Origin of the sequence: Deefgea sp. CFH1-16, from assembly GCF_016881365.1 — a bacterium.
In the GTDB taxonomy this organism is placed as follows: Bacteria; Pseudomonadota; Gammaproteobacteria; order Burkholderiales; family Chitinibacteraceae; genus Deefgea.
In genome coordinates this window covers 2056379-2068806 of record NZ_WLYT01000001.1, presented here as the reverse complement: position 1 = coordinate 2068806, position 12428 = coordinate 2056379, and the positions used below count along the sequence as shown (strand labels likewise).

Sequence of the window (12428 nt, the reverse complement as noted above, 5' to 3'; positions counted from 1 at the left end):
TATTTTAGCAAGCTTAAACCATAGAATACGCAGCATAAAAAAACACCCCAATGGGTATTGGGGTGTTGCTTTTTGTATATGCTGCCTAGCGGGCTATACCCTCAGTAGCTTAATCGGGAAAGCCATTTGGATTTTGGCTTTGCCAGCGCCAGCTATCATTACACATGTCTTGCAAAGTTTTTTCTGCACGCCAGCCCAGCTCAGCCAACGCTTTGCTCGGATCGGCATAACAAGTGGCAATATCGCCCGCGCGACGCTCAACAATGGCATACGGCACTGGATTACCACTGGCCTGCTCAAACGCTTTCACCATATCCAGCACCGAATAACCAACGCCTGTGCCTAAACTCACCGTGATATTGCCCGGTTGGCTTTTCGAGTTTTTGTAGTGCTTTCACATGGCCAATCGCCAAATCCACCACGTGGATATAATCTCGCACGCCGGTACCATCGGGCGTGGCATAGTCGCCACCGAAGACCGACAATTGCGCGCGTTTTCCCACTGCCACTTGCGCCACAAACGGCATCAGATTATTCGGAATCCCTTGTGGATCTTCACCAATCAAGCCCGATTCATGCGCGCCAACCGGATTAAAATAACGCAGCAAAGCGATATTCCATTCTGGCTCGGCAACGCGTAAATCGCGCAAAATGTCTTCTACCATCAATTTGCTGCGCCCATACGGATTGGTCGCCGACAGCGGAAAATCCTCTAAAATTGGCACAGCGTGTGGGTCGCCATAGACTGTGGCGCTCGATGAAAACACCAGATTTTTAACGTTCGCGGCCTTCATCGCGTCAAGTAAACGCAAAGTGCCAACGACATTATTGTCGTAATATTCCAGCGGTTTGGCGACCGACTCACCCACGGCTTTCCAACCGGCAAAATGCACCACCGCGCTAAAAGACCAGCGCGCAAAAACCGCATCTAAGGCTGCGCGATCACGCACATCAGCTTTAACCCATTCAATGGCTTGGCCGGTAATGGTTTGCAAGCGCTCCAGCACTTCAGGTTTGGCATTATTAAAATTATCTAAAATGACCGGTTTAAAACCTGCTTTGACCAATTCAATATAGGTATGTGAGCCGATATAGCCCGCACCGCCGGTTAGCAAGATATACATCGATATTTCCTAAATATTTAAACTCAATTTGATCACTAAAAGAACACCGGCTGCGCCAGCAATTAGCTACGCTCTTGCCGCCACAAGAAAAACAAGGCCATGCTCAATAACACCAGCGTTGGAAATCCAGCCGCCAACATTGCCGGCAAGTTATAGAGTTCGCCCACATAGGTCACCAATTGGCTACCAAAGTTAAAGCTCACTCCCAATAAAATCCCGAGGAAAATTTTAACCCCGACATTCCCCGCCCGACGTTGTGCCAACGCAAACGGCAGTGCAATCAACATCATCGATAAGCAGGCTAAGGGGTAAAACAATTTGCCCCAAAAGGCTAATTTATAGCGCTGGGTACTTTGTTTATTGTTTTCCAAATGGCGAATATAGGTATTGAGCGCGTCGACTGACATTTCTTGCGGTTTAACCATTAACACCGCCAACATATCGGGATTAACCGAGCTGTGCCAAACTTGCTCTTTAACGGGCGTTACTTGCACTTTGGGCTCGGAGAAATCAGTGCGCTGCACATCCGTGAGCTGCCAGCTGCCATTGTTTTGATATTGAGCTTTATTGGCGTCCAATATATAAGCGAGCTTCGCACCGTCGCCCAGCTGATAAATCCGCACTTTCTCTAGCGTCATATCTGGATTCATCACCGAAACATTGATGATTTGCTTTTCATCTTTTACCCAGACACCCGACTGAAATTTGCCCAACAACACCGATTGCTTAGCTTCAATTTGATAGCGCTTGGCAGCCTCAGAACTCATCGGCGCCAGATATTCGCCCAATAGATATGTCAGTACCGCATAGCTGGCACCACACACAATCAACCAACCACACAGGCGAATTATCGACACCCCGGCGGTACGCATAACAGTAATCTGCGAGGTATCGGCCATGCCAGACAAAGCAAAAATACTGCCAATTAATACGGCAACTGGCAGCAATTGATACAAACGACTTGGCAAAGTCAGCAAGACATACACTAAGGCATCTTTAAGCATGTAGCCATCTTTGCCCACGTCGCGCAGCTCGCCAATCATGTCAAAAAAGATAAAAATACCGGTCAAAACCACCAACGTAATCAGCACATAGCCAAATACGGCACTAAATATATAACGACCCAATCGACTCATGACCTTAACCTCGTACGCGGCTGCGCCACCAGAACAAACCGATGGTCAGTAAGGCCACCAAACCATGCAAAGGCCACATCCCGATTTGCGGTGAAATTTTACCCACGGCAATCCAAGCTTGCATCACATTGATACCGTTGTAATAACCAAATGCCAATAAAGCGGCAATCACCAAATGAAAGCCACGGCCGCCACGCGGATTGGAAAACGCCAACGGAATTGCGGCCAACATCAATAAAAAGGCCTGAATCGGCAACGCCATTCGCCAAGCCAACTCGGCTTGATATTCCCGCGAATCACTGCCCCATAATTTGGCGGTACTCATCGCCGAGGTTGCAGGATTCACCACCACTGGCGATGGGTCTTCAACACGAACACGGCCTTCTTTGAAATTTAAAATATCGTATTGTGGCGAGCCGCTGGGTGCCTGATACGCGGTAGCGTCTTTAAGCCACATCCAACGATCACCCATTTCATCAACAAACATCCCGCCTTGCTCGGCCAGCACGGTGGAGATTTTGCCATTTTGGCGAATTTGCACAAAGACGTTTTCGCCCTCACCGCGCTCACCGGAGAAATTTTTCAATAAAATACACCCGATCCGCGCCGCGCGACTCACGAAAAACCCCGGGCGACACTTGCGAGACTTCTTCGTTTTTTAAACTGGCATCGCGATATTCTCGCCCTTTAAGCTGCGCCCACGGCGATACATACAGGGCCAGCATGGCGATTAAAATCACCACCGGCACACCCATTTGCATTACCGGTAAAATAAAGCTGCGAATCGAGCGTCCCGCCGCGAACCACACCACCATTTCGTGGTCTTTCCACAATCGGGTAAGCACCGTCAAAATGGCGATAAACAGCATTAAAGAAAATAAAATCGGGAAATAACGAATCGCCGCAAAGCCCATCACCGCCCAAACAGCCGACGACGCTAATGCGCCCACCGCAGCTTCTCCGAGCAAACGAACGACTTGCGAGGTCATGACAATGACCAGTAAAACCACGAATAGCCCAAAAGCCACCCAGGTCATTTCATGAATAAGTGTTTTTCGAAACAGCATGGCGTATTTTAATCTGTCTTTTGACTTGGCCCGAGGGTCAGTGAATAATCAGTGAACTAGAGCAAGGTTTGCTCAATGTCTATTAGCGCAAGACCCAATAAGGAGTCCCCCGTGGAATTTACCATAGTTTCCCCCGCCCCCGAGCATGCAGATTGCGTCGTATTACCCGTTCTAGGCGAAAAATTACCAAGCTTTGCCAAAGAGTTGGATATTAGCTGCGGCCATCTATTTACCACGGCGATCCAAGATGGTGAATTAGCCGCCAAAGTCGGCAGCACGGTCTCACTCGGTTTGCCAGTCAGTTTAGGCTATAAGCGCGTTTTATTAGTGCAGCTGGGTAAAGAACCCAACATCAAAGCAATTCGTGACGCCAGCCGCGCGATTGCCAAGGCCTTATTGGCCAGCAAAAACAAAACCGTTTGCTTGGCGCTGTCATTAGCGCAGTTTAAAAAACAAGACAACGAAATCCTCGCCCAAGAATTAGTGCAAGCATTAATGCTGGAAGCCTATCGTTTTGAGCAGTTTAAATCTGAGCCAGCACCAGCGGCCACACTCGAAATCGTGAGCTTGGTCGCACCGAAAAAAAACCGACATCGAGCCCATCGAAGCCGGTTTAGTGTATGGCCTAGGTATTGGCCACGGCATGAATCTAACTCGGGACTTGGGCAACTTACCCCCGAATGTTTGCACGCCAAGCTACTTGGCCGCCACCGCACAACATTTAGCGCATACCTATGATTTCTCTTGCCATGTGTTAGAGCAACCCGAACTCGAAGCGCTCAAAATGGGTTCTTTCCTCTCGGTCGCCAAAGGCTCTAGCGTGCCACCACAATTATTGTGATGGAATACCGTAATGCCGATAAAAAAGTCGCGCCAACAGTGTTAGTCGGCAAAGGGATTACTTTTGATTCTGGTGGTATTTCACTCAAGCCCGGCGAAGGCATGGACGAAATGAAATACGATATGTGCGGCGCAGCCACCGTGCTCGGCGTGTTCCGTGCCGTTGCCGAACTGGACCTCAAAATCAATTTAGTGGGCGTGATTCCGGCGTGTGAAAACATGCCCAATGGCAACGCCGTCAAGCCCGGTGATATTGTCACCAGCATGAGCGGGCAAACCATTGAAATCCTCAATACCGACGCCGAAGGCCGTTTGATTTTATGCGACGCCCTCACCTATGTTGAGCGCTTTGAACCAGCCGCGGTGATTGATATCGCCACACTGACTGGCGCTTGCATTATTGCCCTGGGCCACACCACGACGGGGCTGTATGCCAATAACGAGCAATTGGCCGCTGATTTACTCAGCGCCTCACGTCAATCGGATGACAAAGCCTGGCAAATGCCGTTGTTTGACGAATACCAAGAGCAATTGAAATCGAACTTTGCCGATATGGCCAATATTGGTGGCCGTCCAGCCGGCTCGATCACGGCTGCAGCGTTCTTATCGCGCTTTACCAAAAAATATCATTGGGCGCATCTGGATATTGCTGGCACTGCGTGGAAATCAGGCGCAGCCAAAGGCGCTACTGGCCGCCCTGTACCCTTATTAGTTGAATATCTACGCGCGCAACAAAGCTAAAAGGAGTGTAGCGCCACGCTATTTACCGCGTGGCGCAAAACACCATGACTGAAATTTCATTTTATTTTAATGTGAATAACCGAGAATCCGCGCTGTGCCAATTAGTGGGTAAAGCCCTGCTGCAAGGCCATCGCATGTTCATCTTAACTGGCTCAGAAGCTGCAACCAGCGTACTGGATCGCCTGCTTTGGGAAATCCCACCTGCCGGATTTTTACCGCATTGCCAAGCCGACGCCGAGTTTGCCGATCAAACGCCGATTATTATTGATCACCGTGTTGAATTAATCACACCGCGCAGCGTGCTATTTAACTGGACTGAGCGCGTGGCGCCCCGCTTTAGCGAATTTGACCGTTTAATCGAAATTGTCGACAGCGACGAAGCCCTCAAAGCCGCCGCACGCAGCCGCTGGGCCGCATATAAAGCACAAGGCTTTACCCCCAATGCAACCGACATGCAGGAGCTACTCAACCGTGGCCGAACAGAACCTACCGCTCAATGAAGACACGGTAAGCCCCTTATTTAATAAAATGGACGCGCTAATGGCGCGCCATCGTAGCCCTGCGGGCAAAACGCAGGATGAAATTCCCGTTCTCACCGATCTCGCGCCCAAGCTAGCCGACATTCCGGTGCTCACCGATGTGATTAGCCAAGAAGAACTACTGCAAAAAATCGAGCATATCGAGCGTAGTCTCAGCGACGAGCCCGCTGCCGCCCTGGTTCGCGAACCCATGCAAAATCAGGGCATTCCGATTTTAATGTTCTCGACGCTGTCCTCACCCGATAGCGAGCCTCAATACACCCCTCCACCGGCCATCGTCATCCACGAAAAGCCAGTAATCGCCATCAGCGAGCCCGTGCAAGCCAACCCAGCCGAGCCGATCTTTTTTAATCTGCCGCGCTTAGATCTTGCCGCCATCGAAGACGAAATTCCGCTAATCCCAGCCAGTAAACCGCTCGCCGAGCCCATTGCCACACCATTTGAATGTGTTGCCGATGATTTAATCATCGACTTCTCAACCCCAATCGACAGCAATCACGAAGTAAACGCCGAACCAGTTGCCGCAGAACTCGCCCCCCTACCAGCGCAGCCCGCATCCGAGTTAGCATCCGAACCGGCAGCACCACCCGCCATCGAGACCAGCACCAACCGCCAGCCCACACGGCTGGTTGCCACCAGCACGCTAGTTTGGGAAGACGACGTCGAAAGCGCTCCGCAAGTACTTAGCACGCCAGACGAATCGAGCAGCGCCAACACACTCAGCGAAGCCGCCGTCGCCGATATCACGGCCATCGTCGGCGCACAATTAGCCGTCGACATCGCTAGCGAAGTCGAGCAATTAGCCCGGCAGCATTTCTCTAAACTCATGGCGCAATTTTACGGCGACACGCTACGCGAACTCACCAGCGAAATCAGCCAAGAACTAGAAACCCGCCTCGCGCCAAGAATTAGTGAATTAGTCAAACAAGAATTAATCAGCCAAGGGCTGATTAAAAACGCAGAATAAACTGAACACCACCCGCGACACTCAAGCCACAAAACCAGCACACTCAGCTCAAACGCAGCGAAAGCAGCGAAAGCAGCGTTTGAGCGTGAATTGCACAGCCAACTGCAACCGCGAAAAAACCATCAAAAAAGGGTATCTAACCCCAAGCGTTAAACATCAACACTCAGCGCTAGATACCCTATCAATACAACTTCAAACCAATCATTAAAATCGCTAGCCTAACGACCAGCACCTCACTTTGCACTTTCCAAATGTACTATTTACGGTGCTTGGAATATTTGCGCGACTGATTTTGATGCCGCCTCAAGCAATAATGCAGAAGGCCCCATCGTCTGCATTGCAACAATCAATCCCTCACCAATTAAAAACAATTGCATTGCCATTGTTGCTGGATCCATTGCGCCAGCTTGAGCACAAATCATTTCAAGGTAATTCAAGACGCGCAATTTATGCGCTTTGGACAAAACATGCGGGCCGGCGCTATGTTCCGCAAACTCAGCGGCCGCATTAATAAATGCACACCCACAAAAGCGGTCTTCATTACCCCAATTCGCCAAAAAAGCCACATATGCTTGTGGTCGATCAACAACGTCTGCTGCCTCAACAAAAGCCTGCATGCGTTCAAAAAACTGCGTTATCACGCAAGTTTAATGCCGCCTCAATTAAGTGGTCTTTACTCGGAAAATAACGATACAAGGTCCGCTTGGTCACACCAGCAACACGGCTGAGTTGATCAACACCGGTTGCGTGAAAACCATGCTGATAGAACTCGTTCAGTGCTGCATTAACAATTTGATCAGATGTATTCATAACGGTCATTTTAATATGAACATTAACAACAAGTATACCGATCTGTTGACTTAATCATACACCGATCAGTATCCTAGCTAATCATCTACCTGCAAATTGGAGCTCGATCATGGCTTTTAAATTTCGCCTTAACTCAAAAGCACCGCCAGTGCCATCCACTCAATTTGTATTGATCTCCATGCTAGGGGCTTTTTTAGCCATTGGAATCACCGCGTGGTTATCAAAAATTTCTGAATTTTCTTGGCTGATGGCCCCATTTGGTGCGAGCTGTGTTTTAGTTTTTGGATTACCTGATTCGCCGTTAGCTCAGCCACGCAGCGTGATCGGCGGCCATTTGATAACCACTCTTGTCGGCTTAACCATGCTGTATGCCGTAGGCGATTTTTGGTGGTCAGAAGCGCTGGCCGTTGGTTTGGCTTTAGCCCTCATGCAAATCACCCGAACAGTGCATGCCCCAGCAGGAGCAAATCCATTATTGGTGATGGCAACTCATCCGGGATTTGGTTTTCTAATTACGCCGGTATTGCTTGGTGCATTGAGCATTGTCGGGATTGGATATCTAATCAACAACCTCAGGCAACGCGGTAGTTACCCTCGATATTGGTTTTAATTTCCCGAGTGCCACAGTCCAATGCAGCGCAGCGAAAGCTGCGTTTGATGGTTAAATTTACTGAAAATCCAACACTGAAACATGAACCATAAAAAATAGGTATCTTACTACAAACCTTTAATATCAATAGATACAGTAATATACCCATTCAAATACAACTTAAAACTAGCATCTAAATCAATTTATTTGCTCGTATCGATTTCACTATGCGCCATTAGCGCGGCAATGCGTTTCTACTTAGTTTTCAATAAGCTGACACAAACGCGCATTAAACACTGCCCGCTCCTCACCCATCTGACCAAAATAAAGCTCATCAACGCCTTCCACCGCAGGGACAGCCTGAATCGCGAGTGCGTGACCAGCAGACGTAAGCGCTAGCATTTTGGCGCGGATATCCCTTGGATGAGGCAGCCGTAAAATAAGGCCACGTTTTTCTAGATTACGTAGCACTTGCGAAGTCATCATGACATCAAGCTTAGTGTGCCGCGCCAGCATAATTTGTGTAATGCATGGCTCGCTCTTTGTTAGCCATAACAAGGACGCAAGTAACACGAATTGCACTTGTGTTAAAGCATGTGGTTTAAGCGCAGCGTTGATGGCGCGCTGCCATTGTGTTGTCAGTTGCCACAGCAAAAGGCCAGTGCTGTCGCTTGCTTTGGGCTGACTAAAAGGGAATGCGGAATTGTCTGTCATCGTGTTCTGTCATGGTCTGTGGGCAGGGCTTAATTGCATCGCACTGGCAATCAGTTGAAAATCAGCAGCACTGATTTCTAAATGGCCAAATCGGAGCGGGGCCCCCCAATGCGCTGGGTCTTTAATAAACCCAAGTTGCGAGATTAGCGGCTTGATCGGCGCGGCGCGGCAGCTTTGGTACTGAATATTACGCCGATATGGGACGAAGTCGGCACTCATCGCGTATTGATATACTAAATTATCGGCAACGATGCCAATCGCGGTGAACATTTGTAGTGGATCACCGTCATCCATATCGGTTTTTGGCGAGTAGTAAATTAAATAATCACCAATGCGCATACGTTTAAGTGGTGCAGCCTTTCCATGACATAGCTGCGCAAAACCACCAGCAACACCGCGCTCCACATGCGAGCGAGATACCACGCCGAGCCAATAGCGCGTGGTCATGGTAGTTGCTCCGCATGCTGCGCAAGTTTACGCATATTAAGCGCTAGATTTTTCTTCACATCCCGGCCGATAACAAACCAAAACAGCGGCATCAGCCAGCCATGAATTTGAACGCTGTAATGCAGCAAGCCACCGGATTTATCAGCATTCGGCGTATATTGATGGCAAAAATCCAAATGCGTTAGCGGCAGAAAGCTGCGGTCACGAAAGCTTTGATTACGCACGGATTCTAAAATTTGAAAGCGAATTTTTCCTGCGCCGACGGGCTTTAAAAAACCTTTTGTGCCACTAACAAATTCACCATCTAGTTGCACCCATTCAATGCCCTCGTCCCATAAGCTCCAATTTTGTGGTTCAGACCAAAGCGACCAAATTTGCTCAGCGCGAGCCTGTGTAGTGACAGTTGCACTAAAAGACCAACTCAACATAACACTCTCCTTTTTATATGTGTACATACTATATATGCGCATATCATAAATCAAGCCGATTTTTAGCCAAACATGTTCACAACTTCGGTAAAGAACAGCAAAACCGACGGTTTATTGCCTTGCTTAAACCAACGATCACGCGATTGAAAGTGAGCATAAAAAAGGGTATCTAACCCCAAGCGTTAAATATCAACACTCAGCGTCAGATACCCATTACTTCAATAACTAAAAACTAGGATCAAAACTTCCCAATTGGTTTATTGGGTTGTTCTTGCTTGATGGCGAATGTTTTGCCTTTGAGCGTGATTTGCACATTGCTTGGTCCGCTAATCGGTAAGCGATACGTCACTTTCACGTCTTTGGCTGCGCCAATGGCTAAGGCCGGTAGTGCCATTTCCACGGTGTGAAAATCGCCTTTTAAGCCGCCGATATTATTGCCGGTATGGCCCGATGCCACTGCGGTGATTGCGCCGCCGCTTAAATTATCCGGCGCTGATACAGGATATTGGAAGCGGATTTTGCCACCCGATGGAATCGCTACACCGGTGTTGTTGACGATATGCAGCGTTGGCGTGATCGGGAAATTATCGTCGCCCATGGGGAATTTATTCAATTCCACACTCACGTCAATCACTTCAGTCGGCGTTAATGGTGCTCACCGGATTGGCGCTACTCGCGACGGTATTGCCATAAGGCGCTGCGCTACGGAATTTATCCGCCAACAGACGCGTTAGGCTTGAACCCGGTACGTACTGACCTTTGCCGCCGTTCAGATTGGCTTGGTTGGCATCCCAATCGTAGTCGCCAGCCAATTCCCAGTTCATCGCGCCGCCAATGCCGTTTTTGATAATCCAATCGGCCTTGGTTTGCATTGCGGTTTCATCTTCAGTCGAGATAAATACCTTGGTGGTATCGTTCCACAGCCAAGATGCTACGAGCGTTGGATCGTAATACCTTGTGTATTTACCGACGATATTGGCAGCAGACATATTGAACTGCGCGAGGTAATCACCGGCAATGCCTTTTTCTAGATTTTTGGCATGCCACATTGGATTGGAGCCATCGGCTTGTTCCTTGCCGTTGGCATCGACGTCAAACCAGATATTGTCGATGCCATATGCACCAATGCCACACGGTGCAACCAAGCCCGGTGGGCAGGTTTGCGTGGTGGCATCGCCCCACAAACCGCCAGCACCGCCGCCCTTCACATCACGCCAGCCACGGGTGTAATACGGCACACCCATATTGATGCGCCCTGCTGGCATCATGCCGCGATAAAAATGGTAGGCCCAATCGGTATTCAGATAGCCAAGGCCTTTGTATTGCGGGTCGTTATAGATGTTGTAAAACACCAATTCGCCGTCTTTACCATCATCAAACAAGGCCGCATTCGGGCCAACGTAGGGGCTCCAAGTGCCGTGTAAGTCGTAGCTCATTACGTTTAAGAAATCGAGGTATTTGGCCGCTTGGAAGGTTTCCATGCCGCGTAATAAATAGCCCGAAGCCGGTACGGCGGCGGTGAGTTGATAGTATTTATTATCTGCAACAGAGGCGGCATTGAGTTTTTCACGCAATACACGCATCAATTCACGGTAGCTCGCTTGTAGGCCTTTTAGGCGCGGCGTAGAAGCCGTCCAATCGAGTGGATTGCCCGCGTCTTTGAGTGAGGTTGGATATTCATAATCAAGATCCGCGCCGTCAAATTGGTATTGACGCAGGAACGCCACCACTGAATCGGCAAAGGTATTAATTCCTGCAGTATTGATTGAGCCATCGGCGTTGGTCGTCATCGAATAAAACCCACCAGACGACACGCGTTTGCCATCTGCGCCAAAGTAGCCGCCAGTTTCTGCCCAACCGCCAATCGACACCAACACGCGCATATTGGGGTATTGATTTTTGTATTTGGCGAGCAAATTGAAATGCCCTTTAAACGCCAAGCTCGGGTCCATCTCTGCGCCTACAACCCCCGGCCATGTCATATCGGTGGATTCATTGCCTGCCACTTCGGCATTGACCGAAATTTTATTGCTGCTATCGATATGCGCGAAGGCGTAGTTAATGTGCGTTAGATTTTTCCACGGAATATCACTGGCTAAATAGCGTTGCTTGCCGTCTTTGCCGGTGCGCCAATTGGTGAAGTAGCCAATATTACGGCGCTGCAAACCATTGGCAAGTTGCTCACGGCCAGCGGTGTCGTACACCAAGCAATACGGCACATTGGCTACCGCAGACACCGCCATGCCTTCAGGGCGGCAAGCGTCGTTATTCCCAACTGGCGGCGTTGGTGTGCTACTTGGTGTCGCGGTTGGTGTGGCTGTCGGCGTGGTGCTTGGCGTAGCGCTTGGCGTAGCGCTTGGAGTGGCTGTTGGGCTGGTCGTCGGTGTGGCGCTTGGCGTCACTGTCGGTGTAATCGTCGGTGTCACTGTGGGTGACGATGTTGGCGCTACCCCGCAAGCGCCTAAATCTTTCCACGGGCCCCATTGATCGCTGGCCGATGGTGTATTGCCTTGTGTCCACCATTTGGCCTCAAAATTTCGGCCGTTATAACTCACTCGCTGACCGCCGTTATAGGTACTGGCGCTATTCCAAACCGCCAAACAATTACCCACTGGTGCAGCGCTGGTGGGCGTCGGCGTCGTGATGGGTGAAGCAGTTGCCGTGGGCGTTGGCGTCGCACTAGAAACTGGTTTTGGCGTGGCACTGGCCACTGGCGTTGGTGTGCTCGTTGGTGCGGCAGTGCTGCTCGCGCTCACGGCTTCCCACAGCGTTGGCGTTGCTGCCGGATTCCAGCCTGCACCCACATACGCGGTATGCGTTGAACGGGCGGTATAGGTCTTACCGGCATAAGTTACTTGCGTTCCAGCGGTATACGTCGTTCCTTCGGCCCACTCAGCAGCAAAAACCCCACTACTGAGCAGCAAACCCAGCGCGACCACCGACAGGCGTAAACGCCAACCTTGGTGTTGATTCTTCATCTCTCTCATCCTCGTTTTTATATTTTGACACTAGGGCAATCCCTAGTG

At 49.8% G+C, this 12428-nt stretch carries 14 protein-coding genes and 2 pseudogenes; 5 read left to right on the top strand and 11 right to left on the bottom strand.

All coding sequences use genetic code 11. The features are described from left to right. Positions 1-109: 109 nt before the first annotated feature. From GKO28_RS22860 to lptF, 4 genes and pseudogenes are all read right to left on the bottom strand, one after another. Positions 110-313, bottom strand: a complete 204-nt coding sequence (locus GKO28_RS22860) for a hypothetical protein (protein ID WP_282099280.1) — start codon at positions 311-313, stop codon at positions 110-112. Then, the gene (gene galE / locus GKO28_RS11375; protein ID WP_282099279.1) at positions 297-1124 is read right to left on the bottom strand and encodes a UDP-glucose 4-epimerase GalE; all 828 of its coding nucleotides are present in this window, start codon (positions 1122-1124) and stop codon (positions 297-299) included. Before galE ends, GKO28_RS22860 begins: the two co-directional genes overlap by 17 nt. Positions 1125-1186: 62 nt before the next feature. Then, complete coding sequence (lptG, locus tag GKO28_RS11370) at positions 1187-2260, bottom strand: LPS export ABC transporter permease LptG (protein ID WP_182076331.1); 1074 nt, start codon at positions 2258-2260, stop codon at positions 1187-1189. Between the two features lie 4 nt (positions 2261-2264). Continuing rightward, positions 2265-3249, bottom strand: a pseudogene (gene lptF / locus GKO28_RS19925) (LPS export ABC transporter permease LptF). A gap of 189 nt (positions 3250-3438) precedes the next feature. Between lptF and GKO28_RS19920 the strand changes: the two are divergent. The 4 genes and pseudogenes from GKO28_RS19920 (at position 3439) to GKO28_RS11345 (ending at position 6414) form a co-directional block, all read left to right on the top strand. Next, positions 3439-4065: a M17 family peptidase N-terminal domain-containing protein gene (locus GKO28_RS19920; RefSeq protein WP_182076328.1), complete on the top strand. Its 627-nt coding sequence runs from the start codon at positions 3439-3441 to the stop codon at positions 4063-4065. Further along, positions 3971-4908 (top strand): annotated as a pseudogene (locus GKO28_RS19910) (leucyl aminopeptidase). Before GKO28_RS19920 ends, GKO28_RS19910 begins: the two are co-directional and overlap by 95 nt. A 44-nt stretch (positions 4909-4952) precedes the next feature. Further along, complete coding sequence (locus tag GKO28_RS11350) at positions 4953-5408, top strand: DNA polymerase III subunit chi (RefSeq protein WP_182076327.1); 456 nt, start codon at positions 4953-4955, stop codon at positions 5406-5408. Continuing rightward, entirely contained in the window at positions 5380-6414 is a 1035-nt protein-coding gene (locus GKO28_RS11345; protein WP_182076326.1) for a hypothetical protein, read from the top strand. Before GKO28_RS11350 ends, GKO28_RS11345 begins: the two co-directional genes overlap by 29 nt. Positions 6415-6674: 260 nt before the next feature. Here GKO28_RS11345 and GKO28_RS11340 read toward each other — a convergent pair whose 3' ends face one another. Next, positions 6675-7031: a hypothetical protein gene (locus GKO28_RS11340; protein ID WP_203564112.1), complete on the bottom strand. Its 357-nt coding sequence runs from the start codon at positions 7029-7031 to the stop codon at positions 6675-6677. 4 nt (positions 7032-7035) lie between these two features. Beyond that, positions 7036-7224, bottom strand: a complete 189-nt coding sequence (locus GKO28_RS11335; RefSeq protein ID WP_203564111.1) for a helix-turn-helix domain-containing protein — start codon at positions 7222-7224, stop codon at positions 7036-7038. Positions 7225-7333: 109 nt separating this feature from the next. On the opposite strand from GKO28_RS11335, the gene GKO28_RS11330 reads away from it, so the two are divergent. Then, positions 7334-7834, top strand: coding sequence for an HPP family protein (locus tag GKO28_RS11330; protein ID WP_182076325.1), 501 nt, complete (start codon positions 7334-7336; stop codon positions 7832-7834). 237 nt (positions 7835-8071) lie between these two features. On the opposite strand, the gene GKO28_RS11325 is transcribed toward GKO28_RS11330, so the two are convergent. From GKO28_RS11325 to GKO28_RS11310, 5 genes are all read right to left on the bottom strand, one after another. Continuing rightward, positions 8072-8527, bottom strand: a complete 456-nt coding sequence (locus tag GKO28_RS11325) for a MarR family winged helix-turn-helix transcriptional regulator (RefSeq protein WP_182076324.1) — start codon at positions 8525-8527, stop codon at positions 8072-8074. 9 nt (positions 8528-8536) lie between these two features. Then, positions 8537-8974, bottom strand: a complete 438-nt coding sequence (locus GKO28_RS11320; protein ID WP_182076323.1) for an EVE domain-containing protein — start codon at positions 8972-8974, stop codon at positions 8537-8539. Next, complete coding sequence (locus GKO28_RS11315) at positions 8971-9456, bottom strand: SRPBCC family protein (protein ID WP_182076322.1); 486 nt, start codon at positions 9454-9456, stop codon at positions 8971-8973. Before GKO28_RS11315 ends, GKO28_RS11320 begins: the two co-directional genes overlap by 4 nt. A gap of 184 nt (positions 9457-9640) precedes the next feature. Beyond that, positions 9641-10036 carry a chitinase C-terminal domain-containing protein gene (locus GKO28_RS21515; RefSeq protein ID WP_307838996.1) on the bottom strand — a complete coding sequence of 132 codons (396 nt, stop codon included), beginning with the start codon at positions 10034-10036 and terminating at the stop codon, positions 9641-9643. Between the two features lies 1 nt (position 10037). Continuing rightward, a complete protein-coding gene (locus GKO28_RS11310) occupies positions 10038-12380 on the bottom strand; it encodes a glycosyl hydrolase family 18 protein (RefSeq protein ID WP_282099278.1) in 2343 nt (780 codons plus the stop codon). Between the last annotated feature and the right edge of the window lie 48 nt (positions 12381-12428).